The organism is Alishewanella maricola, from assembly GCF_016343785.1.
In the GTDB taxonomy this organism is placed as follows: domain Bacteria; phylum Pseudomonadota; class Gammaproteobacteria; order Enterobacterales; family Alteromonadaceae; genus Alishewanella; species Alishewanella maricola.
This window is the reverse complement of sequence record NZ_JAEINI020000004.1, coordinates 257,152-279,893: the sequence shown is the minus strand read 5'-3', so window position 1 is coordinate 279,893 and position 22,742 is coordinate 257,152. Positions and strand designations below refer to the sequence as shown.

Genomic DNA, 22,742 nt, shown 5'->3' with positions numbered 1-22,742 from the left:
GCATCAGGCTACGGTTTGTGTTACGCCTGTCGGCATAACATTCGTCAACACAGGCGCAGCAATGGCTGCCGCCAAATAAGGGATCAAGCGTGCTATCACGCCTTCGATATCAACCGACTCGTTAAAATCGGCTAAGGCAATTTCTGCCAACGCATCGTTGGATGCCATGGTAAAAACAATAGAACCCAATGAAAAATGCAACCGCCAAAACAACACGCTCGCAGGCAAATGTGGACAGCTTTGTTGCACAAGTAACACAAACTTATCTAGGGTTTGACCATAATGATGATTAATAAACCAACGCAAGTGGCCTTGCACATCGGTATAACCGCGCCCTAACAGTTGCAAAAAAGTACGGGTGCCTTTGCGCTGTACATGGTTAAGCTCTAACAAGGGCTTTACGAAAACAGCGAGGATATCCGGTAAGCTATTCGGCTGGGTTTTCGCCAGTAATTGAACAAACTCATGATCTAACCGCGGCATCAACACTTGCAAATAACGCTGTAGCACCGCTTGGATCAGTTCTTTTTTAGAGCCAAAGTGATAATTAACCGAGGCCAGATTCACTTCCGCTTTGGTTGTGATCTGGCGCAGTGAAGTATCATTGAAGCCGGCTTCGGCAAACAGGTTTTGCGCCGCATCCAAAATTTTTAATTGTGTATTCACTTTCACACTCATTTTATTCAAACATGCTTTTTAAACACCCGTTTGAAATGTACGTTTGAATCACTGGTCTGTCAAGTGACATTCTGCAATGAATGTAAGTAATGCCGAGATGTTGCATGAGTAAGATGATGGGTTTTAGGCAGGCGGTTAAGTTTGCCATTCGCTCTATAGCGGTGTTTTAGCGCGTTGATCTCGCCAAGTTATCGTTTTTTTTGGTAGGCAAAGTAACAGGCCGACTGAACCGCCGACCTGTTAGCGTGGTTTTTACTTCAGAGTACGCTCAAAAAAGCGCGTAATGCTTTTATGTAAATGCGTTTGAACCGGCTGACCAAACATCGAGTGTTTACTGCCTGGGTAGTCAATCATCTCAAACAACAGGCCTTTATCCTGTAAGTGTTTATACAGCTTAGTACTGTGGGTAAACAACACATTATCATCAGCCATACCATGATAAATCAGCAAATCGCCTTTTAGCCCATCGGCATAAGGGAAGACCGCGCTATCACGATAACCCTCGGCGTTTTGTTGTGGGTGCCCTAAGTAACGCTCAGTGTAATGGGTATCATACAAGGCCCAGTCAGTAACGGGCGCGCCCGCAACGCCGGCGGTGAAATAATCACCGGCTTTAAACAGGGTCATGATGGCCATATAACCGCCATAACTATGGCCATAAATCGCTATTTTCTGCGGGTTGACATGAGGCAAAGTTCGCAGGTACTTAACACCGGTGATTTGATCATCCACTTCGACCTCACCGAGTTTTTTATAGATCGGATCTTCAAAGGCTTTACCACGGTTGTACGAACCACGATTATCTAATTGAAATACTAGATAGCCTTGTTGCGCGAGGTAATACAAATACAAATTGCGCTGACTCCAACTGTTCGTCACACGCTGAGCATGAGGCCCGCCGTAGACACTGACGACCACAGGGTATTGTTTGCCTGGCACGATATTTTTGGGTTCAAATAAACGGTAATGTAAGGTTTGACCATCTTCGGCCTGTAACGTGCCAAAACGCGGGGCATTCAGCTCGCTATGATAAGGGCTTAACGGATGATCTGCGTTCAAGGTGTTTTGCGCTAACCAGGTGAGTACCTGACCATCAATGGCACGCAGCGCTACTTTATCGGGCGTTGTGACATTTGAGAAGCTATCTATAAAACTGCTGCCATCTTTGGCCACAACCACGGCATGATCATAACCGGCTTCTGTGATGCGTTTAATATTGCCATCTTTTAAACTCACCTGATACAGATGACGTTCTAGCACGCTATCTTTGCGCCCGGTAAAGTACAGCAAACCTTGCTGCTCGTTGACGGCATCTAGCTGATCCACCACCCAGTCGCCCGCGGTGAGCTGACGCAGTAACTTGCCATTAAAATCATAGTGATATAAATGTTTAAAACCACTGCGTTCAGAGGCCCAAATAAAGCCTTGATTATTACTTAAAAAATGTAGGTCATCATGCAGGTTCAACCACGTGTTGCTGGTTTCCGTTAACAGTACTGTTTGCTGATCCGTTTTAAGATCAACCAAGCGCAGTTCTAATTGCTGTTGGTTACGGCTTTGCCATTGATAACTTACATACCGCGCGTTTTTGCTCCACTCGACTCTTGGCAGATAAATATCAGCATTATCACCGTGCGGTAGCCACTTCACACTACCATCGTTTAATGTCACAACACCTAATTGGATGGTCGCATTGGCGGTGCCGGTATAAGGATAACGCTGTTTAAACAATTTAATTTCGTCAGCATAAATTTCATTACGAACGACTTCAGCAACCCCACTTTCATCAGTGCGGGTAAAGGCAATTTTACTGTCATCCGGAGCCCACCAATAACCTGTCATGCGGCCCATCTCTTCCTGTGCCACAAACTCGGCCATCCCGTTTTTAATATCACCACCGCCATCAAAGGTCAGTTGGGTTTCTTTACCGGTCGCTATCTCTTGCACAAACAAGTTTTGCTCGCGAATAAAAGCAACATAACGGCCAGTAGGTGAAATGGTGGCATCGGTTTCAAACTCTGGGGTATTTGTCAGCTTTTTTGCTTTATTGCTGGCGAGCTGGTAGTAATACAAATCACCATTTAAAGGGAATAATAAAGCGTCACTACTTTTAGACCAACTGTAACTAACAATACCCGAAGCAAATAAACGTAGTCGCTCGCGGCGGGCTTTTTCTTCATCAGACAGTGTTTCTGCACCACTAATTAAATGGTCGGCATTCACCAGCACACTGTGTTTGCCGTCTTTAATATGGTATTGCCACAAATCTAAACGGTTGGCATCTTCAACTTTGCCTTTAAGATAGGTAACACGGCTACCGTCAGGTGCCATGGTCAAAGAACGAGGCGTCGTGCCGCTTAACACTGGATCGGCGAACAGTCGCTCCAGTTCAAGTTGCTTTGCATCAGCCATAGCGGCACCTCCAAGTAATAAACTGAGTGTTATCAAAACACGTGGTAATTTCACTGGCATTTTTGTTCCTGTGTTTTTGCTGTAATTAAGCGTAACGTTTGTATAATGCTTCGATATAAACTGCAAGCAAAAGCAGATTGCGTTAGGCTTATCTGCGCTGAACAGAGGAAATCTTGATGAAACTGACCGAAGTAAAACACCCACTGGTGCAGCACAAAATTGGTTTATTGCGCGCAGCCGATATTAGCACTCGCCAATTTCGCCAATTAGCCGCAGAACTAGGTAGCCTCCTGACTTATGAAGCAACCAAAGATCTGCCAACTGAGCAACTGACGATACAGAGCTGGAACGGCCCTTGCGACGTGCAACAAATTCAAGGTAAAAAAGTGACCGTAGTACCCATTCTGCGCGCGGGCTTGGGTATGCTAGACGGCGTTTTAGATTTAATCCCCAGCGCTCGCATTAGCGTAGTCGGTATTTATCGTGATGAAGAAACTCTGCAACCGGTACCCTACTTTCAAAAACTCGCTGCCGATTTGGATCAACGCTTAGCGATTGTTGTTGATCCCATGTTAGCTACGGGCGGTTCGATGATTGCAACCATCGATTTACTTAAACAACATGGCTGCCAACAAATCAAAGCTTTAGTGCTGGTTGCCGCCCCTGAGGGAATTAAAGCGTTAGGCGAAGCGCATCCTGACATTGAGCTTTATACCGCAGCGGTAGACCAAGGTTTAAATGAGCAAGGTTATATCCTGCCAGGCTTGGGCGATGCCGGTGATAAATTATTTGGCACTAAATAAGCCGTTAGTGCCCATGCACAGTATTAAGTGCTTAATGCGTATTTTTTTGAAGTGAAAATTCATGCAGTTGATCCCATGGTCTTATAACAGCGCACAGGGTCTGACCGTGCGCGGACAACACAGCGTGCCAAGTGGCAAGCCTGTATTACATTTTATGCACGGTAACGGCTTTAGCGGCCTAACCTACAGCCCTATGCTACGCCAACTAAGCCTACATTATGATTTGTTCTTGTCGGATGCCCAAGGCCATGGTGATAGTGATCATGGCGAACAGTTTTTAGGCTGGAATAACATTGCGCAGATTGCCGCAGAAGCCTGGTTAACCCATCGCCCATTGTTTGGCACTGCGCCCGTTTACGGCATAGGCCATAGTTTTGGTGGTGTATTAACCGCCCTGATCCACGCCGAGCATCCGCAGTTATTTCAAGGGTTGGTATTACTTGATCCGGTGTTATTCCCCCCCTCAATGCTATTACTGGCCCGAACCCTTGAAGGTGTGCGGCTGTTTAAAAAAAATCCGTTAGCCAAAGCCGCGTTAAGGCGACGCCAACATTGGCCGGATCGCCCTACTGCCTTAAGTTACTTTCAAAGTCGTCGTTTATTTCAAAGCTGGGATGCACAGGCGCTTAATGCTTATGTTGAACACGCCTTAGCTGACCAAGACGATGGTGTGCGCTTAAAGTGCTTACCAGAGCGTGAAGCCGATGTGTTCAGCTCCTACCCAAGAGGGCTATGGCCGGCACTTCGTAAAGCAAAGGCACCGGTAAAAATCTTTTATGGGGAACAAACCTTTCCATTTGTCGTCAAAGCCGTGGCTAAATGGCAACAATTAAACAGCGGGGTGCAAAGCCGGCAAGTGCCTGGCGGCCATTGCTTTATGCAAGAACAACCGTTGCAAAGTGCACTTTGGGTGCGCGAAGCATTACAAGGGTTTGCACCGATAAAATAGGCCTGTTTCCTAAGTGTGCATGCGTTATAATGGCCGAAACGTTTAGGCAGGGATTTCTAAGATGAAAAAGCTAGTTGTCGTCACCGCATTATTATTATCGGCCTGTAGTCAATTACCCGATATCGGCGCTGACAAACCCACCACCTTAAGTGCAGAGAAACAACCGGTATTAGCCGTACCCATCCCGGCACCGGTTACCGATGCCAGCGAAGTGGCTAATAACGATACTACCGAGTCGTTAGCAACCGATTTCGAGCATATTTTCATTGATACAGATATGACTTTTGAAGGCGTCTTGCCGTGTGCGGATTGCAGCGGCATCGCTTATCATATTAATCTGTATCGTGATGGGCGCTTTGAAGCGCGTCAAGAATATCTTGGCCGCGGCCAGGTGCAATTAATTAGCGGCTCTTGGTTGTTAGAAAAACGCACTTTGCATTTGATTAATCAGCAAAGCACGCTGCCGGTCTTTCATTTTCGCAGTAACCAGCACTTAGTGATGACGGATTTAGCCGGTAAACCCATTTTGTCGTCTGAAGCGTATCAATTAAGCCGTTATGCCTCGCTGAAAAAACTCGACCAACGCCAACCGCTACTGGGTATGTATCAATTAAAAAACAATGTTGCGACCTTTATTACCTGTCAAAACGGTGACACCCTACCGGTGGCTAATACACAAAATCATTTACCCATGATGCGCCTGTATCAACAAGATACACGCTTAAATAATAAACCGGTTATTGCCACCTTAGTTGGGCGTAAAAGTGCGGATCAGCACGGTATTGATACGCTTTACATCGATAAATTTGAACAATTTTGGCCTAATGCCACCTGCCCCGACCAATTTGCTCAAAAACAGTTACAAGGTATTGTTTGGCGTGCGGAAAAAGTGGCTAATCGTTATATTCCACACCAGTTAAATGTTCGGCTTATTTTTGAAAAAGACCGCTTATACGGCTTTAGCGGCTGCAATAACTTTAACGCCGGCTATCAACAACGCGCCAATACCTTAAGTGTGCAACCGCTCGCCAGCACGCGTAAGTTCTGCGCTGAGGCCAGCAACATTGAGCAGCAATTTACTGAAAAGCTGCAACAAGTTGACCGCGCGGAAGTGAACGCCGATAAACTGCAATTATTTTTTAATAACCAAGTTATTTTAGAGTTGGTGCCGGCGGTTAACTAACACAGCTTATTGTTAGTTTAAATTTACCGATAATCTTTTACCCATAAAAAAACCCCAGTGCATGACAACACTGGGGTTTTAAATAGCATTCAATTAAGAAAGTGAATTAATTCTTCTTGCTATTGCGTCGACGTCTGGCAACCGCACCTAATCCCATAAGCCCACCAAACATCAGCATTAGCGCCGAAGGCTCTGGTACACTTGCAGGCACTGCACCATAGATAATATCGATAGATGTTGATGCAGTTCTATCATTTTGTTGATCAAAGGCTGACAATGTAATGGTATACATACCCTGAGTTTGCACATCAAAACCTGTTGGTGCAAAAAAGCCCAAGTTCCATGAATTTTGCGCGACATTACTTTCAGAACGCAAAATTTCATACCCTACAGCGTTAACTGCTTTAGTTCCACGACCATTACCCGTTGTATTATCGCCAAAAGCGTGGTCAAGAAAGGGTACGTTGATTGGGTCAAACGCAAAATAATCAACACCTGCGCTAGGATCAAAATCAATTTGCAATAAGTAGGTAAATTGACTTAAAAATAACGAGCCATTGCTTGAGGGATCCACATTAATTGACCATTCAAAATTAAACAATGAACGATTAGCTGGTGCAACGCCATCACTTGTTAAAAAAGTATATGTTTTGTCGCCGTCATAATTAAAAGTATTTTCGGGTGCACCTGAATTATTAAAACGCAACTTACCACGCAATGCCAACTCGAAAAAACCATCATTGATTCCGGCAAAGGAACCATTAGTATTACCAGAGCCAAAAATCACTTCGGGTGTTACATTGCCAGTACCATTAATTAAAGCGGCATGTGCGGGTACAGCAAGTAGAGTGGTCGCGAGAGCAAGAGCGGTCGGGAAATGTTTCATATTGCATCCTTGTTATTTGTGTCATTATTGCTTACTAACAAAACAATGCAAAATACAGACCAAAAAATTAATTAAATTAAAATCAATAACTTATACCTTTATTGTTTTATTTTTTATTATTTTTGTAAAATTTACTGACGCTATATAATTGATGATTTTCAATATTTGCTTTTGCACACTCAAATAAACCTACATTTTAGACATAAAAAAACCACCCTAGGGTGGTTTTTTTATTCAAGCAGTGTTTAGACTAAAGCTTCTTTTGCTTTTGCTACGATAGCAGTAAAAGCGGCTTTGTCATAAACAGCGATGTCGGCCAGGATCTTACGGTCGATTTCAATTGAAGCCTTTTTCAGACCTGCAATTAAACGGCTGTAAGACATACCGTTCATCCGTGACGCTGCGTTGATACGCGCGATCCACAGTTGACGGAACTGACGCTTACGCTGACGACGGTCACGGTAAGCATATTGACCGGCTTTGATAACAGCCTGGAAAGCAACCCGGTAAACACGACTACGGGCACCGTAGTAACCTTTAGCCTGTTTTAATACCTTCTTGTGACGAGCATGTGCCGTCACACCACGTTTAACTCTTGGCATTTCTGACTCCTATTAAATTATGCGTACGGCATGCAACGGACTAAGCCGGCAATATCCACTTTTGCGACTAAGGTTTTTGGACCTAACTGACGCTTACGCTTAGAAGTCTTCTTCGTCAAGATGTGGCGAAGGTGAGATTGCTTACGTTTAAAGTTACCTGAAGCAGTCTTTTTAAAACGCTTCGCGGCACCTTTGTTGGTTTTCATCTTTGGCATAGTATTGAAACTCGCATTGTTAAATGACAACGAATAATAAGGCGTTAAAAAACTGCGGCAAGCCGCAGTTTAATAAACTTGAAGGCGCTTATTACTTCTTATTTGGGGCTAGCATCATGATCATCTGCCGACCCTCTACCCGGTTAGGGAAAGATTCACAGATGGCGATATCGCTAAGATCCTCTTTAATACGAGAAAGCATTTCGATACCGATTTCCTGATGCGCCATTTCACGACCACGATAACGTAGTGTTACTTTAGCTTTATCACCCTCTTCAATGAAGCGACGCAGGTTGCGTAGTTTTACCTGGTAATCGCCTTCATCAGTTCCAGGCCGGAATTTAATTTCCTTTATCTGGATCTGTTTTTGCTTTTTCTTTTGTTCTTTAAGAGCTTTGCTCTTTTCGAACAGGAACTTACCGTAGTCCATCAACTTACAAACTGGTGGTTCTGCTGTAGGACTGATCTCTACTAAATCAGCACTTGCTTCTTCAGCTAACCGAATTGCTTCTGTCGTGGTAACGACGCCCAGCTGTTCACCTTCCATACCAATTAATCGCACTTCTGGCAGATTAATTTCTTCGTTTATCCTGTTAGGACGGTTGGCCGGTAATGTTTTCTTTCCTACTTTAATAGTATGTTCCTCCGAAAATTTTATAATTCACTTAAAGCTTATATCCGGTTTTTAATTTCAGTCAGCATTTTCTCGACAAAGCTGGCAACAGACATTTTGCCTAAATCATCAGCTTTACGTGTTCTGACTGCAATATCACCTGCTTCGACTTCTTTATCACCGACGACAACGAGGTACGGAATACGCTTAAGTGTGTGCTCGCGAATTTTAAAGCCTATCTTCTCATTTCTCAAGTCACTTCTTACTCTAATACCGTGAGATTTGAAAGTTTTTACTAATTCTTCGACATATTCGGCCTGATTATCGGTAATATTCATAATTACCACCTGCGTGGGTGCTAACCACGTCGGGAAAAAGCCGGCGTACTCTTCGATGAGAATACCAATAAACCGCTCTAACGAACCTAAGATCGCACGGTGAATCATCACCGGAACCAGTTTTTCGCCGCTTTCAGACACATAACTGGCTCCTAAACGACCCGGTAACGCGAAGTCGAGTTGCACTGTGCCACATTGCCATGCGCGATTTAAGCAATCGTGCAAGGTGAATTCAATTTTCGGACCATAAAAAGCACCTTCACCAGGTTGCAGTTCATAGGCAATATCATTGGCTTTTAATGCGTCCATCAAGCCTTGCTCGGCACGGTCCCAAATCTCATCAGAACCAATCCGTTGCGCCGGACGTGTCGATAGCTTCACCACGATGTCTTTAAAACCAAAGGTACTGTAAGTATCAAACACCATCTTGATACATTTAGTCACCTCTGCCTGCACTTGATCTTCAGTACAGAAGATATGCGCATCATCTTGGGTAAAGCCGCGCACGCGCATCAAGCCGTGTAAGCCACCTGAAGGCTCATTACGGTGGCAACAACCAAACTCGGCCATACGCAGCGGTAAATCACGGTAAGACTTTAACCCCTGGTTAAAGATTTGCACGTGGCCCGGGCAGTTCATCGGTTTGATGGCGTACTCACGATGCTCAGACTGGGTAGTGAACATATTATCGGCATACTTTTCCCAGTGTCCCGATTTTTCCCACAATACACGATCCATCATTAATGGACCTTTCACTTCATCGTAGTCGTACTGGCCAAGCTTCTCGCGTACAAAAGTTTCTAGCTCACGGAAGATAGTCCAACCATCGTTGTGCCAGAACACCATACCCGGTGCTTCTTCTTGCCAGTGAAATAAGCCCAGTGCTTTACCAATTTTACGGTGGTCACGCTTCTCGGCTTCTTCTAACTGGGTTAAGTAGCCCGCTAATTGTTTCTTGTCTGCCCAAGCCGTACCGTAAACACGCTGCAGCATTTTGTTTTTCGAGTCGCCGCGCCAATAGGCACCGGCCACTTTCATAATTTTAAAGTGTTGGCAAAAGCGCATGTTGGGCACGTGCGGGCCACGACACATATCAATATATTCTTCGTGATGATACAGCGCAGGGCTGCTATCACGCGGAATATTTTGCTCCAGAATTTCTTGCTTGTAGCTTTCGCCACGTGCGGCAAAGGTATCCCAAGCTTGTTGCCAGCTCACCTTGTTTTTTACCACATCATATTCGGTTTTGGCTAACTGCAGCATGCGCGCTTCTAGCGCCGCTAAATCATCACTGCTGATCGGCTCTTCTAAATCTACGTCGTAGTAAAAACCATTATCGATAACAGGGCCGATAGCCATTTTTACGTTTGGCCAAAGTTGTTTAATCGCGTGGCCTAATAAGTGTGCACAAGAGTGACGTAAAATCTCTAAGCCTTCTTGATCTTTGCTGGTTACGATACTTAAGCTGGCATCTTGTTCAATCAGTTCACAAGCATCAACAAGTTCACCATTCACTTTACCGGCAATGGTGGCTTTAGCTAAACCTGGGCCAATGTCTTTAGCAACATCAAGTACAGAAACGGCATGGTCAAAGGCGCGCTGACTACCGTCAGGCAGAGTAATAACTGGCATGATCAATCCTTTTACAGTGGTGGCCCAAACCAAGGGTCACTTGTTTATCTAAGATAAGAGATTTCGTCACCTTGCTGTGCAGTTAATGGCTTACACGAAAAGCCATCTGCAGAACGTCGGCAGCGAAGCAAAAAAGCGGTGGCTATAGTATCACTTCAAGCGGGGTGTGACCAGACAACGACAGGCTTTTACTTCACCGTTTAACCAAAGCCCAGGTAATTGCAGCGTATTGCGCAAAATGGGCGCGATTAAGCTGTCGTCAACCGAGCAAAGCGGGCCTGTGGCATAAGGCCCGGCATAAATTAATTGCCCATGTTCAAAAATAAGCACCGCCGGTGCGGCGGGCAACGTAAAACCTGCCGCCTGCAAGTGCTCGGCAGAGAGCTGAAACTGCCTCTCGGCGGGGATCTGATAAGTACCGGTAAATAAATCGCGATGCTCGGCTGCTAAGCGATTGCAGACACAACCGACCTCGGTGACATGCACCACCTGTTTAGCACTGACTGAGGCGATGCCCAAACGTTCGATAGCAAATTCAGACGAAGCGGGGCTATGCCATAACCCCGCTTGATCAAATAGGCCATAATAATGCTGGCCAAAAAAATACAAACTGCTACTTGCAACAACCACCCAGCTGATAAAGATCAGTGCGACCACGCGCACGCGATGTTGCATCTGCATCAGCGGCTACACATTAAACTTTAACGATTCGTTATTAAGCGCCTGCGTAATGTGCTCTAAATTGTCCGCGGTTTTTAATACCTTTCGACCTTGCTCATTTTGCTCGCTGGTCATCTGGCTTAACTGCTGAGCGCTTTGTGCAATCTCGTTACTGGAAGCACTTTGTTGCTGTAATGAATTGGCCATAATATCGGCTGAGGTACTCACTTGTTGCGCTTGTTGCAAAATGGTTTGCAGCAATGTGCCGCTTTGCTTGGCATGCTCTCGCGTATGTTGTAATTGTTCAATACTGCGTTTTACTTCGGTAACCGACTCGCCACTGTTTGCCAATAACCGCTCTATCATCACTTTAATTTCATCAGTCGAACCACGTGTACGTGACGCTAAGGTACGCACCTCGTCAGCAACCACCGCAAAGCCCCGGCCCTGCTCACCCGCGCGAGCCGCTTCAATAGCGGCGTTTAACGCCAGCAAGTTAGTTTGTTCAGCGATAGACTGAATCACATCTAAGACTTTACGAATATCTACGGTAGCCCGAGCAACATCATCGACTTTTTTACCGGTATCGTTTAATTGTTCTGATAATTTTTGTACCGATGTCACAGTGCTTTCAACGGAGCTTCTGCCTGCCGTAGCGGCTTGCTCGGCTGCTTTAGAGAACTGTTGTACCTGCTGAGATAAATTAAACACTTCTTCAATACTGTGTGACATTTGCTCAGTCGCCGCAGCAATGCGATCTACCTCTTTCATTTTTTGTTGCATGCTATCAGACAAAGCGCCGCCTTCGGTTAGCATGTTTGCCGCTTCTGTCTTTAACGCAACCGTTTGATTATCAATAGTTTTTACCGTGCCTTGTAGGCTATCAAGCACCTCATTAAAGCGTTTTGTCACGCGTGAATTTAAATCAGCACAGCGCCCCGTTAGGACAATTTTACCGTCATTGGTTAACAAGGCTTCTGTGCTATCAAACAACGCTTGCCCCACCGTCGCCTCACGCAAACTTTGCCGAGCAATCACCATCAATACTGCTGACTCCAGTACCACGAAGGCCGCATGTATCATGATAATACCGAAGCTTAAGCTTTGTACTGGCACCAAATACACCCCAACATCTTGCATTTGTAGGTACATAAATAATAAATGGTGCACGGCGATCGTGACAGCGGCAGCCAAGATCACCCAAAAATCACGAAAGGCAATTAACACGGCGAGCAAGGCAAAAATACTAAAGTGCATTTCTAGCATGCCAGCAGATTGATGAATATGCAGCGCGGCAAAAAACATAAAACTGACACCAAAGCTCACTCGGGCCAAAAAATGATCGCCGAGTAAGCGATAAAACATGATCGGTAATAAAGCGCTGGGTACACCAACGATAATAGCGGCCAGCCAACTGCCATGCCAACTTGCGAGAAGCAGCGCCACGAGTAGCAACAGGATATTAACGAGGCTCATAATAAAAAAGGCTTGTAGACGAAAACGTGGGGCGGTAATAGACATAGCTACTCCTATTTTGCAGCCTGAATAGGCTTCCATCTTGAGTTTAGCATTAATTGAGCAACTGCAGCAGATTCATATAGGCATTATTAAAAATAATTTAGAATTTTCAGCCATAATTATACAAGGGTGAACAAACTAAGGACCAGTCTCATGTGGCAACAAATAGCAGCTCAAATTAGCTTGGAGTTGGACATCGACTTTCAGGTAGAACGCAAGATTTCGCTCACCGGCGGCTCTATTAATCTGGCGTATAAAATATCTGGCGGTGGCCATGATTTTTTTGTCAAATTGCACCATCGCGAACAACTAGAACAATTTGAAAACGAACAATTATCCTTAGTTTGCCTTGCGCAAACACATTGCGTTCGCGTGCCTAAAGTTATTTGCGTGGGTCAAACGCTCGACAAGGCTTTTTTAGTGCTCGAGTATTTACCGCTGGAGCCAGCCAAAGCCGATCACCCCGCCTCGTGGCATCGCTTAGCCGAGCACATCGCTAAACTGCATCAACAACACGAACAAGCCATGTTTGGTTTTGATTGGGACAATCAATTAGGGCTAACCACCCAACCTAATCAATGGCAAGGTAACTGGAGTAGCTTTTTTTCTGAACAACGCTTGGGTTGGCAATTACAATTGCTATTAGAGCAAGGGTTTGGCTTTGGCAATATTGATCATATTGTGGAGCAAGCTCGACAACGCTTAGTGCATCACAAACCCAAACCCAGTTTATTACACGGCGATCTCTGGCGCGGCAATGTTGGTTTTACGGCTGAAAGCCCAGTGATTTTTGATCCTGCCAGTTATTTTGGTGATCGAGAAGCAGATATTGCTTGTAGTAGCCTTTACGGTACCTTTCCTGCCGAGTTTTATCATCATTATCAGCAATATTACCCCTTAGCGGCTGATTTTGAGGAACGAAAAGCGCTGTATAATCTGTATCATATTTTAAACCACGCCAATTTGTTTCGTGGAAACTATCTGATCCAGGCACAAGAACAAATCAAACGACTGTTTCACTTAAAAGGCCAAGCATGACCGACTTGAATCACCCGGTAGCATTAGTCACCGGCAGCGCCCTGCGATTGGGCAAACAAATGATTATCCGCTTGCACCAACAAGGTTATCGTGTACTGATCCACTATCGCCGTTCTGCAGCGGCGGCCGAGCAACTCGCCGCGCAATTAAACCAACTACGCGCTAACAGTGCTGCCACGCTTTGTGCGAACTTAACCGACGATGCGGCAATTGCCCCCCTCGCCCAGCAAGCCATTGCTTGTTTTGGCCGTTTAGATTTATTGGTTAATAATGCTTCAAGTTTTTATCCGACACCGCTGGCTAACGCCCAACTGGATGATTGGCAAGAGCTGTTTGGCTCGAACGTCAAAGCGCCGTACTTTTTAAGTAAAGCTTTAAGTGCCGAACTGACAAAGCGCCAAGGCTGCATTATTAATATGGTGGATATTCACGCCGATAAACCCTTAGCTGAGCACAGCATTTATTGCATGGCCAAAGCGGCCTTGCAAATGATGACCAAGGCCTTAGCTCGCGAGCTGGCGCCAGCAGTTCGGGTTAATGGTATCGCGCCAGGCGCCATTTTATGGCCAAGCCAGCCGCTCGATGATGCCGATAAAGACATGGTATTACAGCAAGTCCCCTTGGCACGCTTAGGTGAGGCCAACGACATTGCCAATACGCTGCTATTTTTAGCACAGGCACCTTACATTACGGGGCAAATTGTTGCGGTAGACGGTGGCAGAAGTTTAGGTGGTGCCAATAAAGCGTAATATGCCGAGCCCAAAACCGCTCAGGCAAAACGGGAGAAGGTAGTATGAAACCCATATTTCAAAGTGTGAATTGCCCTTTTTGTGGTTATCCCACAGATATTTGTGTGGAAGCCTCAGCAGAGGATCAAGATTACATCGAGGATTGCAGCAATTGCTGCAATCCGATGCATATTCGAGTGCATACTGATGATCTGCAGCATCGTGTGCAGATCTTCGTCGATGCCGATGACGAACAGTATTACTGAGCTTGCTCAGAGTTGGCAAAGCGTGCTGCCATCACGCGCTCAACGGTGCGAATAATCGTCACGGTTTGTTGATCGAGTTCGATATTAATGCGATCGCCAATTACTTTATCGCCTAAGGTTGTAAGTGCCAATGTTTCCGGGATCAAATACAAGCCAAAGCCTTCGGCAGTGACTTCGCCCACGGTTAAACTGCAGCCTTCCACCGCGATAAACCCTTTCGGTTGGATGTAAGGCAGCATGGCCGGATCCACTTTCAGCAGCAGCTGACAGTTTTGCGCATCTTGGGTTTTCCTGACCAATTCGGCCGTTGCTTGAATGTGGCCCGAGACAATATGCCCGCCAAGCTCGTCGCCAAAACGCAGAGAACGCTCTAAGTTCACTCGGCTACCCACTTTTAGCGTACCAAGATTGGTTTTATCTAACGTTTCAGCAATAACATCAAAGCAAACCCAACCAGCAGCACTGTCAAAGTCGGTGGCGGTAAGGCAAACACCATTAATCGCAATACTGGCGCCACGTTGCAATTGCGCCAGATGTGTGGGGGCAGCGTTTAGGGTTAAGGTCCTCAGACCGGGTAAATCAGCAATTTGCTTGATGATGGCGGTGGTTTGCACTATTCCAGTAAACATAAAACCTCAGTTGTGTTAAATTGCGCGGCTGACAACACTGTAGCAAAATTAAGACGGCGCTCATGTTACCTTTTTCCCGCTTTGAAGCCAGAACCATTTTAAAATTATCCGGCCCGATCATTCTGGCACAAGTCACGCAAACCTTAATGATGTTTGTCGATACTGTGATGGCCGGTCGCTACGGTGCCGTTGATATGGCCGCCATTGCGGTTGCATCAGGCTTATGGCTGCCGATTGTGATGACCTTACAAGGTTTATTGCTGGCGTTAACGCCGATTATCGCCCAGTTTTTTGGCAGCAAACAAACCAGCTTAGTCAGCCACTATACGTTACAAACCAGTTATTTGGGTTTACTGCTCGCGGCATTATTGTTTGTATTGATGTTGTTTGCTGAAATTCCCATCAGTAAATTACACATGGAAAGCGAACTGCAAACTAAGACCCTGCAATACCTGTACTACGTTAGTTTTGGGCTGTTTCCTGCTGTCGGTTACATTGTGATGCGCAACTTATTTGAAGGCCTTGGCAACACTAAAGCCAGTATGTGGATCAGCTTTGTGGGCCTGTTAGTAAATATCCCCGCCAATTACGTGTTCATTTATGGCAAGTTAGGTATGCCCGCGCTTGGGGGCGCCGGCTGTGGTATTGCCACCAGTTTAGTGTTTTTAGCGATGTTTTTGGCGATGCTTTGCTACGGTTGGTTTAGCCGCTCTACTCGGCCTTATCGGCACTGGCCAGCCAGTTTAAAATTAAATTGGCCAGCACAATGGCAAATCTTTCGTATCGGCACACCCATTGCTGCGTCTATTTTCTTTGAAGTCACCTTATTCGCCTGTGTGCCGCTAATGATTGTGCATTTGGGGCCAGTGATCGTCGCAGGTCATCAGGTGGCGCATAACTACAGCTCAATTATCTTTATGATCCCGTTATCACTAGGTTTAGCCACCACCATCCGCGTCGGGCACTTAGTGGGCGAGCAAAATTTACAAAGCCTGAAAAAAGCCATTGGCTCGGCGCTGATCCTGTCCATGTTGCTGTCGCTGCTCACTATTGTGTTTACGCTATTGATGCGCCAACACGTGGCAGCCTTGTATTCGCCTGATCCTTCGGTAATTGCTTTGGCCAGCTCATTATTAATTTTAGCCAGCTTTTATCAGTTTTCAGATGCCATCCAAGTAGTGTCATCTTGTGCCTTACGCGGCATGAAAATTACCATGCCGGTATTTTTTATCACGCTGATTTCCTATTGGCCAATCGGTTTTGGCCTTGGCTGCGTACTAGGCTTAACGAACTGGTTGGTTGAACCTATGGGCGCTCATGGTTTTTGGATCGGCATTATTGTTGGCTTAACGGTCTCTGCCATTGCCTTAGGTTTCGTGTTACGCAAACAATTAAACAGGATGGAACATGAACATAACGCAGGGGCTACTGCTTAGTGTTGCTACCACACTTTTACTTGGCTGCAGCAAGCCAGCAGGTAAAGCGGAACTCGCAGATTATCAACAACGTTTAACGCGGGTGTTGGCTTTAGACAAAGCAGACATCTCGCTCTTACCCACTACTCCGTTACCCGCCAAAAATAGCCTACTGGTGCCGCAACCTGATTTACGCATGGATCTTTTAGACGCGTTTGCAACGCGCCAGTGTGGCTTAGATCAGCTCATTGCTGAACGCAACAGCAGCATGGGCCGCGTATTTAGCGTGAGTAAACGGCTTAACTACGAAATACGTTTACTCGCGGTGTTAGCTGATTGCGATCAGCAAGATTGGCCTGAACCATTAAAACAACAAATAACGGAGGTTTATCAGCAGAAACTCACCCAAATCAACAGCGTGTTTTTAAACATGCTGCAAACCGATGACACCTTACGCAAACGTTGGCACAACAGTGACAGCATGCTCGCGCCCAATGATAGCAGTGGCTTTAACGAAAGCTTGGCCGCTTTACAGTTGCTAGTGGAATTGAAACATGCCATCAATGCGAAAGATTGGCAACGCGCCAGCCAAATGGATCCTGAGCGCGCGCTAGAAAGTTTATATCGTTATGATTTTCTGTCCAAACTGCAATACAGTTTACGTTATACTCGCAGTTGGTTTGTAGCTGTTAACCCCAAATTACAACAGCTCTCCCCGAGCACACTGTGCACCAATAACCGCAATACCGAACAGTTAGCGATATTAACCACCGTCTTTCGCAAGTTTTTTATCGGCGAGATCCAAGCCTATTTAGCGCAGCTCAGCCGCTTTCAACAACAAACTTGGCCACTGTTAGATGAACTGTACCAAGATACGGCGCTGCATCCTGTGTTAGCGCAGCGTTACTTAGAGCAAGCTGAGCAATTACAACGTTTATTGTTAGCGCACGTGGGATGGTATCAAGAGCTTAATAAGGTATGCCCAGTAGGCTTAACCCCAAGCTAAGCACACTTAGCTTGAGGTTGTTGCAGGTTATTTACTGTTAGGTTGATAAGGCATACCTTGTTGCCACCACTGGGGTGCTGGCTTACCTTTTAAATAATGGTCAAAAAACTCAAGCATTTTAATGGTGTAATCAATTTTATTAGCATACTGCTTTAAATGATGCGGCTCACCTTCGTATTGCAACATCACTACCGGCTTGTTTAAGCGGCGCAGCGCTAAATAATACTCAATGCCCTGCTCCCATGGCACTGCGCCATCGTCATCCCCAAATTGAATTAACATCGGTGTGTTAATGCGATCAGCAAAGAACACTGGCGAGTTATCAATATAGGGTTTTAAATTTTCAAACATCGAGGGGCCAATCCGGCTTTGCCCTGTTTCATACTGAAACTGCCGCGCTAAACCTGACTCCCAGCGAATGCCACTGTAAGCACTGGTCATGTTCGACACCGGTGCACCCGATACCGCTGCGGCAAACATATCGGTTTCGGTCACCACAAAGGCGGTTTGATAGCCTGACCAGCTGTGGCCATGTAAGCCTATGGCTTTAGGATCAGCAATGCCCAAATCAATCAGTTTTTGCACCCCTGGCACTAATGACTCGGTGGCGCTTGGCCCTGGCGCGCCCTCACGGAAGCGTACATCCGGTAAAAACACCACATAATCTTGGCCTAAGTAAAACGGAAAATTCGGCCGGTGGTTAATTTTCATTTGATTATAATGGTTTAGACGCTGTGAAAACTGCTCATAGTAATACACCATAACCGGATAGCGTTTATTGGCATCATAACCATCGGGCGTTAACACTACACCTTGTAAACGCTCGCCATCGGCGGTGGTCCAGTCAATTAAATGGCTGTCACCCCAAATAAACTCACTTTGCTGCGGGTTAACCTGAGTTAACTGTAGGCGCTCGCTAAAGTCATAACTGGCTTGCCACAGATCAGGGAATTGCCGGAAGCTTTGCTCAGTAAACAGGTAGCGTTGTTGTTGCTCTAACGCTTCGATAAAGTCATAGCGCTTTGCACCTTGTATTAAGGTGGTGAGCGCACCATTGGCCAGTTCAAACTTGGCAAAACCATAGCCCTTGTTTTCTTCGTGATACATGGCCAATAACAAGGTGGCGTTTGGCGCGAAGGCAAGCGTCTCATCGGTTTTTTCTACCCGGTATTGCTGCTGGTTATTGCGTCCTTGCTTAGTCAGGTTTTGGCTAGTGCCATCTAAAGACAAAGCCCAAATGTCGAAGCGATCGTAAACCAACACGGCTGTGCTATCGGCAAGCCAGCCGGCTACGCCATAACTGCGCGCTGGCATGGGTACGTCATTTTCTTCATCTACCCAAGATACAGCAACATCGCTACCTAATACTTGTTGCTGACCGGTTTGGCTATCAAATACCCGGTATTGCGAATCTTGCAAGTACACCACATAACGGCCATCTGGCGATAAGTGTGCCCACTCCTGGCTGCGATTGGCAGTAAATACCGCCTGGCGTTTGCCGGTTTTTAAATCCACATGCCACATATCATGTAAACGGCCATTCCAGCTCAGTTGTTTTAAATAAAGCCGGCCGTTACTCATCAGCTGCGCAGTGCTGTGCTCGGTTAAGCGCAGCCAATCCTCAACATCCGAACTTAGTACCACCATGGTTAAGTTATCAAGCCAAATCACCGACGGGGCAGTACGTTTTTGCGCCTCTTTGTATTCTGCTTTTTGTTGGCTATTGATTCGCTCATCCTCGCCATGCCATACCTGCAAGCGCCGATCGGCCAGTAAACGGTTAATGTCATACAGCTCAGCTTCGGTTTGCGGTAAGGCAGGCTTTGCCACTTGCTCGCTCAGATCGGGCCGATGCCCGACAAACAATCGCTGGCCATCTTTGCTAAAGCGCGGGGCATAATGCTCGCTTAATAGCCAGCCATCGCGAGCGGTATTCACTGGTTGTGCTGCCTCTTTACCGGCTGACCAAAGCCATAATTGCTGCGCCGCCTCTGCTTGTTTACTGGCTGCCAGCTGCGCTTTGGTTGGGCCTTGGAAAAACGCTAACTGCGTGCCCTGCTCATTAAATTGCAGCTGTTGCAGTTTTTGCACAGCGCCAGCGAAGGCAGCATATTGCTGATTGGCGGCACTATCCCAGACTATCAGCGCTTGTTGCGCGGCGCTTTCGCTTGCGTTGTTGTTTTTGCTCGCCTTATCGGTATGCTGTGCAACCCATGCCACTAAGGGCCCGGTTTCAGCTGCCGCAAAGTCTGTCACCTGCCCTAAGGTTGTGAGTTTACCACTAGCTAAATGCAGCGCTTGTAAGCTTTGCGTCTCGTCCTTGCTGTCGGCTTTACGTACCACTAACAGCGCATAGTGGCTGTCACCGCTAAAGGCAAAACGGTCAATATTGGCAATCACCTGGCTTTCGCCGGTGGCGGTATTAATAAGCACCGCGTTTTGCTCAAGCGCATCGCGGGCTTTTTTATCTGCGGCTTGTTCACGGGCTAATAACGGCGCTTGCTGGCGAAACAAAGCATAAGCCCCATTGGCGCTTACTTGGCCACGATCGGCATTGGGTACACTAAACTGCTGACCTGAAGCAATGTGCACCACATAACCGGTGCTATCACCAAAATCCGGCATGGCGGTATAAAGCATCACCTGCTGGTTTTTACTGACTTGGCGCTGGCTAATCTCCCGAAACTGCATGATATCGTTCAGGCTTAACGGTTTAAGATTGGCGGTACTGATTTGACTGGATTGGATCACAGCCGAGGTTGCAACATCGCCGCGCACCATAGGTGTAGTGCTTTGATACTGGCTACAGGCGACACTGGCAAATGCCAGCAGCAAACAGCCAGCCAGGCGGCTAAAGCCGCGAACAGTATTAGACATAGAACCCTCAATAACGGTGTTTATCGTTTTATTTTGTTAAAACTTACCACAAGCCAACAACGTTGTGGAAAGCCATAGCCTGAGCACCACCCTAGATACGACCAACTCCAAGCCATGTGCGGTTAATTACCCTACAATAGCGCCCACCGCAGGCCAACACGGCTAAATTTCAGCCAAACACATCAAACAGGCAGAAAAACACTTGCCAACAGGCCACTAGCGCAATAACATAGCGCCCGTTGTCGATGACAGTTATCAACAACCACTCAGTGTGCGTCCTTAGCTCAGCTGGTTAGAGCACTACCTTGACATGGTAGGGGTCGGTGGTTCGAGTCCACTAGGACGCACCAAGAATTCTTATGAAAACGCCACCTTACGGGTGGCGTTTTTGTTTTCAGCATTTTAAAAATCTAGTGCGCGCAAACATAATGCAAACATGCGTAGTTTCGGCATGACTTTTCACCCACTACAGCGCCTCCATCTTCGCTACGCTTGGTGTACCGCAGACGCCATCTAACAATCTAACCGCAACAAACCAAACTTCTCACATCTCATCACCCTTTGGATGATGCAAATTAAAGCTAAAAGCACGCGGTTATTTAATTAGCAAATATTGCTGCACGGCAGTGTCCGTTTGTAAGCCAAAATGCCCCAAATTATAGTTGTAGGTGGCGTTTTCACCCCAGATACTGCTGCTATGTATGCCATACACTAAGCAACTGCCGGTAGAGCAAACCACCTGATCAATATAGCTTTTAATGGAATACACCTTACTACCAAAGCGCGTACCATAAATGCTATCTAAAAACGGGCTGGAAACCGATAACCCCTTGCTGCCGCAGGTACTATTCCATACATTGTAAGGATACACACCACAGCTTAATAAGCCCCGAAAAGCCCCCGCTATACCCACAAAACTGTTTACTTGCGAGGCGATGGCCAATTTATCAATTTGCTGAGCGGCCAAGGTAGCGCCCATAGAATGGCCAATCACATCAATTTTACCGGTGCAAGACTGATTTAACGCCGTCACCAAAGCATTTCTAACCGGTGTTTCCTCGGTGCCATTATGGTCATTACAAGCCGCACAGGTTTTCGATCCCCAATTAGGTCGGTAAATATCACTGCTGGTGTAGCCTTTACTGAGTAAGTAGGTATAAGTGTTATCCCAACTGGCGGGGGTAGCCGTGTTGCCGTGCACAAGCACAACGGCATCAACACAAGCCGCATTTACCGCTTGGCTGAACATCAACAGTAACAAAGCCATCAGTGTTTTTTTGTTATACATGTTTAACTCCTGGTTGTTTTCACCATCAAGCTAAACAGTTGCTGAAATATTCACCATAACACTTTAGTGTTGCTCATCGAAGCAAAGCCTGCGGCCCTGTACAATCTACCAACCGATAGCTAAAGCCCTAAAAGCAAAAAAGGCCGCTGCATGGCAGTGACCTTTTAGTATTGTAACCCTCGCTACAACCAAAGCTTGTTGGCTTAGGTACGGCGTTAAGCCATTACATTACAGCGATTTTTGAAGCTTGTGGGCCTTTTTGGCCGGCTGTTACAGTAAACTGCACGCGCTGACCTTCTTGCAAGGTTTTAAAGCCTGTGTTTAAGATTTCGCTGAAGTGTGCAAACACATCTGGGCCTGAAGCCTGTTCAATAAAACCAAAGCCTTTCGCTTCGTTAAACCATTTTACGATGCCGGTAGTTGGAGTAGACATAAGAGTTACCTGTATTAATTAAATTAAATGTGCCTTAGTTAAGGCGATAATGCTGCAAGAGATGTTTAAGCTTATGAATACAGGAAGGGATACTAACGGTAGTAACATTCAAGGTTTGCATAAAAAATGAACAAGCTGATAAGCCTGCGTAGTGTATAGCTTTTAAATGGGCTGTCAAACCATATTCTATAAAAAAATAAAAATAAATTTTAAATCTGTTGTAAATAAAGATTAAAGCCCACGACTAGAGAATTTAACAAGCTTGGCCTTAAGCCTGCCACATGACATAAGTATTAGCCTGCTTTACCGCCGCCAACAATTTCAATAGAGGCTTTGCTCGAGTGGCCAGTGGCACAGGTGTGACCTCGTCTTTGGTAATCTCAGCCAGCTTGTTGCATGTTTTGCCATTTGCCAATTCAGTTATTAAAAAATGCCCCTTAACGCCCTTTAAACAGTCGCATTCAAGTCATCAGCGCTGGGCTTAAATTAAGCCTTACTTAAGAAAACATCACGATAATGTCTGCTAAGTAGCACTTTTGCCGTTAATGCTCAGTTTGTATTTGCGCTTATTAA

The 22,742-nt window shown here is 46.0% G+C and carries 22 protein-coding genes and 1 tRNA gene; 9 read left to right on the top strand and 14 right to left on the bottom strand.

Annotation, left to right across the window (positions count from 1 at the left end; genetic code table 11):
• Positions 1-3: 3 nt before the first annotated feature.
• Together psrA and JAO78_RS08390 are read right to left on the bottom strand one after the other, a co-directional pair.
• Positions 4-678 (bottom strand): TetR family transcriptional repressor PsrA, encoded by a 675-nt coding sequence (gene psrA, locus JAO78_RS08395; RefSeq protein ID WP_226750922.1) that lies wholly within the window; start codon positions 676-678, stop codon positions 4-6.
• Positions 679-930: 252 nt separating this feature from the next.
• Positions 931-3,150: a S9 family peptidase gene (locus JAO78_RS08390; RefSeq protein ID WP_226750921.1), complete on the bottom strand. Its 2,220-nt coding sequence runs from the start codon at positions 3,148-3,150 to the stop codon at positions 931-933.
• A gap of 116 nt (positions 3,151-3,266) precedes the next feature.
• On the opposite strand from JAO78_RS08390, the gene upp reads away from it, so the two are divergent.
• The 3 genes from upp (at position 3,267) to JAO78_RS08375 (ending at position 6,025) form a co-directional block, all read left to right on the top strand.
• The gene (gene upp, locus JAO78_RS08385; protein ID WP_226750920.1) at positions 3,267-3,893 is read left to right on the top strand and encodes a uracil phosphoribosyltransferase; all 627 of its coding nucleotides are present in this window, start codon (positions 3,267-3,269) and stop codon (positions 3,891-3,893) included.
• A gap of 61 nt (positions 3,894-3,954) precedes the next feature.
• Positions 3,955-4,842, top strand: a complete 888-nt coding sequence (locus JAO78_RS08380; protein ID WP_226750919.1) for an alpha/beta fold hydrolase — start codon at positions 3,955-3,957, stop codon at positions 4,840-4,842.
• 61 nt (positions 4,843-4,903) lie between these two features.
• Positions 4,904-6,025, top strand: a complete 1,122-nt coding sequence (locus JAO78_RS08375) for an META domain-containing protein (protein ID WP_226750918.1) — start codon at positions 4,904-4,906, stop codon at positions 6,023-6,025.
• A 106-nt stretch (positions 6,026-6,131) separates the two neighbouring features.
• Here the strand turns inward: JAO78_RS08375 and JAO78_RS08370 are convergent, their stop codons facing one another.
• The 7 genes from JAO78_RS08370 to JAO78_RS08340 all read right to left on the bottom strand — a co-directional run bounded on the left by JAO78_RS08370 (position 6,132) and on the right by JAO78_RS08340 (position 12,492).
• Positions 6,132-6,911: a PEP-CTERM sorting domain-containing protein gene (locus tag JAO78_RS08370; RefSeq protein WP_226750917.1), complete on the bottom strand. Its 780-nt coding sequence runs from the start codon at positions 6,909-6,911 to the stop codon at positions 6,132-6,134.
• A gap of 245 nt (positions 6,912-7,156) precedes the next feature.
• A complete protein-coding gene (gene rplT / locus JAO78_RS08365; RefSeq protein WP_226750916.1) occupies positions 7,157-7,513 on the bottom strand; it encodes a 50S ribosomal protein L20 in 357 nt (118 codons plus the stop codon).
• Between the two features lie 17 nt (positions 7,514-7,530).
• On the bottom strand, positions 7,531-7,728 hold the full coding sequence (rpmI, locus tag JAO78_RS08360; protein ID WP_082122441.1) for a 50S ribosomal protein L35: 198 nt from the start codon (positions 7,726-7,728) through the stop codon (positions 7,531-7,533).
• Between the two features lie 91 nt (positions 7,729-7,819).
• Positions 7,820-8,362 (bottom strand): translation initiation factor IF-3, encoded by a 543-nt coding sequence (infC, locus tag JAO78_RS08355; RefSeq protein ID WP_226750998.1) that lies wholly within the window; start codon positions 8,360-8,362, stop codon positions 7,820-7,822.
• Between the two features lie 38 nt (positions 8,363-8,400).
• Positions 8,401-10,311, bottom strand: a complete 1,911-nt coding sequence (thrS, locus tag JAO78_RS08350) for a threonine--tRNA ligase (protein WP_226750915.1) — start codon at positions 10,309-10,311, stop codon at positions 8,401-8,403.
• Positions 10,312-10,461: 150 nt separating this feature from the next.
• A complete protein-coding gene (locus JAO78_RS08345) occupies positions 10,462-10,992 on the bottom strand; it encodes a DUF6436 domain-containing protein (protein ID WP_226750914.1) in 531 nt (176 codons plus the stop codon).
• Between the two features lie 6 nt (positions 10,993-10,998).
• Positions 10,999-12,492 (bottom strand): methyl-accepting chemotaxis protein, encoded by a 1,494-nt coding sequence (locus tag JAO78_RS08340; RefSeq protein WP_226750913.1) that lies wholly within the window; start codon positions 12,490-12,492, stop codon positions 10,999-11,001.
• Between the two features lie 150 nt (positions 12,493-12,642).
• Between JAO78_RS08340 and JAO78_RS08335 the strand changes: the two genes are divergently transcribed.
• The 3 genes from JAO78_RS08335 to JAO78_RS08325 are packed head-to-tail and all read left to right on the top strand — an operon-like array spanning position 12,643 to position 14,521.
• Complete coding sequence (locus JAO78_RS08335) at positions 12,643-13,527, top strand: fructosamine kinase family protein (protein ID WP_226750912.1); 885 nt, start codon at positions 12,643-12,645, stop codon at positions 13,525-13,527.
• Positions 13,524-14,276 (top strand): pteridine reductase, encoded by a 753-nt coding sequence (locus JAO78_RS08330; RefSeq protein ID WP_226750911.1) that lies wholly within the window; start codon positions 13,524-13,526, stop codon positions 14,274-14,276. The genes JAO78_RS08335 and JAO78_RS08330 overlap by 4 nt, the downstream gene beginning before the upstream one ends.
• A 44-nt stretch (positions 14,277-14,320) precedes the next feature.
• Entirely contained in the window at positions 14,321-14,521 is a 201-nt protein-coding gene (locus tag JAO78_RS08325) for a CPXCG motif-containing cysteine-rich protein (protein WP_226750910.1), read from the top strand.
• Here the strand turns inward: JAO78_RS08325 and JAO78_RS08320 are convergent.
• Positions 14,515-15,150: a riboflavin synthase subunit alpha gene (locus tag JAO78_RS08320; protein WP_226750909.1), complete on the bottom strand. Its 636-nt coding sequence runs from the start codon at positions 15,148-15,150 to the stop codon at positions 14,515-14,517. The two genes, JAO78_RS08325 and JAO78_RS08320, sit on opposite strands and share 7 nt — an antisense overlap.
• A gap of 62 nt (positions 15,151-15,212) precedes the next feature.
• Between JAO78_RS08320 and JAO78_RS08315 the strand changes: the two genes are divergently transcribed.
• Positions 15,213-16,586, top strand: coding sequence for an MATE family efflux transporter (locus tag JAO78_RS08315; protein WP_226750908.1), 1,374 nt, complete (start codon positions 15,213-15,215; stop codon positions 16,584-16,586).
• The gene (locus tag JAO78_RS08310) at positions 16,558-17,571 is read left to right on the top strand and encodes a DUF3080 family protein (RefSeq protein ID WP_226750907.1); all 1,014 of its coding nucleotides are present in this window, start codon (positions 16,558-16,560) and stop codon (positions 17,569-17,571) included. Before JAO78_RS08315 ends, JAO78_RS08310 begins: the two co-directional genes overlap by 29 nt.
• Positions 17,572-17,598: 27 nt before the next feature.
• On the opposite strand, the gene JAO78_RS08305 is transcribed toward JAO78_RS08310, so the two are convergent.
• Positions 17,599-20,448 (bottom strand): S9 family peptidase, encoded by a 2,850-nt coding sequence (locus JAO78_RS08305; RefSeq protein ID WP_226750906.1) that lies wholly within the window; start codon positions 20,446-20,448, stop codon positions 17,599-17,601.
• 273 nt (positions 20,449-20,721) lie between these two features.
• Here JAO78_RS08305 and JAO78_RS08300 point away from each other — a divergent pair.
• Positions 20,722-20,798, top strand: a tRNA-Val gene (locus JAO78_RS08300).
• Between the two features lie 245 nt (positions 20,799-21,043).
• Here the strand turns inward: JAO78_RS08300 and JAO78_RS08295 are convergent.
• From JAO78_RS08295 to JAO78_RS16850, 3 genes are all read right to left on the bottom strand, one after another.
• Positions 21,044-21,736, bottom strand: coding sequence for an alpha/beta fold hydrolase (locus JAO78_RS08295; RefSeq protein ID WP_439647505.1), 693 nt, complete (start codon positions 21,734-21,736; stop codon positions 21,044-21,046).
• Between the two features lie 223 nt (positions 21,737-21,959).
• Positions 21,960-22,169, bottom strand: a complete 210-nt coding sequence (locus JAO78_RS08290; protein ID WP_226750905.1) for a cold-shock protein — start codon at positions 22,167-22,169, stop codon at positions 21,960-21,962.
• Between the two features lie 268 nt (positions 22,170-22,437).
• Entirely contained in the window at positions 22,438-22,584 is a 147-nt protein-coding gene (locus JAO78_RS16850; RefSeq protein ID WP_226750904.1) for a DUF1840 family protein, read from the bottom strand.
• Positions 22,585-22,742: the final 158 nt, after the last annotated feature.

Excerpts from the sequence above, each read along its gene's own strand:
- psrA (WP_226750922.1), bottom strand. The coding sequence starts at position 678 with ATGAGTGTGAAAGTGAATACACAATTAAAAATTTTGGATGCGGCGCAA.
- JAO78_RS08390 (WP_226750921.1), bottom strand. The coding sequence starts at position 3,150 with ATGCCAGTGAAATTACCACGTGTTTTGATAACACTCAGTTTATTACTT.
- upp (WP_226750920.1), top strand. The coding sequence starts at position 3,267 with ATGAAACTGACCGAAGTAAAACACCCACTGGTGCAGCACAAAATTGGT.
- JAO78_RS08380 (WP_226750919.1), top strand. The coding sequence starts at position 3,955 with ATGCAGTTGATCCCATGGTCTTATAACAGCGCACAGGGTCTGACCGTG.
- JAO78_RS08375 (WP_226750918.1), top strand. The coding sequence starts at position 4,904 with ATGAAAAAGCTAGTTGTCGTCACCGCATTATTATTATCGGCCTGTAGT.
- JAO78_RS08370 (WP_226750917.1), bottom strand. The coding sequence starts at position 6,911 with ATGAAACATTTCCCGACCGCTCTTGCTCTCGCGACCACTCTACTTGCT.
- rplT (WP_226750916.1), bottom strand. The coding sequence starts at position 7,513 with ATGCCAAGAGTTAAACGTGGTGTGACGGCACATGCTCGTCACAAGAAG.
- rpmI (WP_082122441.1), bottom strand. The coding sequence starts at position 7,728 with ATGCCAAAGATGAAAACCAACAAAGGTGCCGCGAAGCGTTTTAAAAAG.
- thrS (WP_226750915.1), bottom strand. The coding sequence starts at position 10,311 with ATGCCAGTTATTACTCTGCCTGACGGTAGTCAGCGCGCCTTTGACCAT.
- JAO78_RS08345 (WP_226750914.1), bottom strand. The coding sequence starts at position 10,992 with ATGCAGATGCAACATCGCGTGCGCGTGGTCGCACTGATCTTTATCAGC.
- JAO78_RS08340 (WP_226750913.1), bottom strand. The coding sequence starts at position 12,492 with ATGTCTATTACCGCCCCACGTTTTCGTCTACAAGCCTTTTTTATTATG.
- JAO78_RS08335 (WP_226750912.1), top strand. The coding sequence starts at position 12,643 with ATGTGGCAACAAATAGCAGCTCAAATTAGCTTGGAGTTGGACATCGAC.
- JAO78_RS08330 (WP_226750911.1), top strand. The coding sequence starts at position 13,524 with ATGACCGACTTGAATCACCCGGTAGCATTAGTCACCGGCAGCGCCCTG.
- JAO78_RS08325 (WP_226750910.1), top strand. The coding sequence starts at position 14,321 with ATGAAACCCATATTTCAAAGTGTGAATTGCCCTTTTTGTGGTTATCCC.
- JAO78_RS08320 (WP_226750909.1), bottom strand. The coding sequence starts at position 15,150 with ATGTTTACTGGAATAGTGCAAACCACCGCCATCATCAAGCAAATTGCT.
- JAO78_RS08315 (WP_226750908.1), top strand. The coding sequence starts at position 15,213 with ATGTTACCTTTTTCCCGCTTTGAAGCCAGAACCATTTTAAAATTATCC.
- JAO78_RS08310 (WP_226750907.1), top strand. The coding sequence starts at position 16,558 with ATGAACATAACGCAGGGGCTACTGCTTAGTGTTGCTACCACACTTTTA.
- JAO78_RS08305 (WP_226750906.1), bottom strand. The coding sequence starts at position 20,448 with ATGTCTAATACTGTTCGCGGCTTTAGCCGCCTGGCTGGCTGTTTGCTG.
- JAO78_RS08295 (WP_439647505.1), bottom strand. The coding sequence starts at position 21,736 with ATGTATAACAAAAAAACACTGATGGCTTTGTTACTGTTGATGTTCAGC.
- JAO78_RS08290 (WP_226750905.1), bottom strand. The coding sequence starts at position 22,169 with ATGTCTACTCCAACTACCGGCATCGTAAAATGGTTTAACGAAGCGAAA.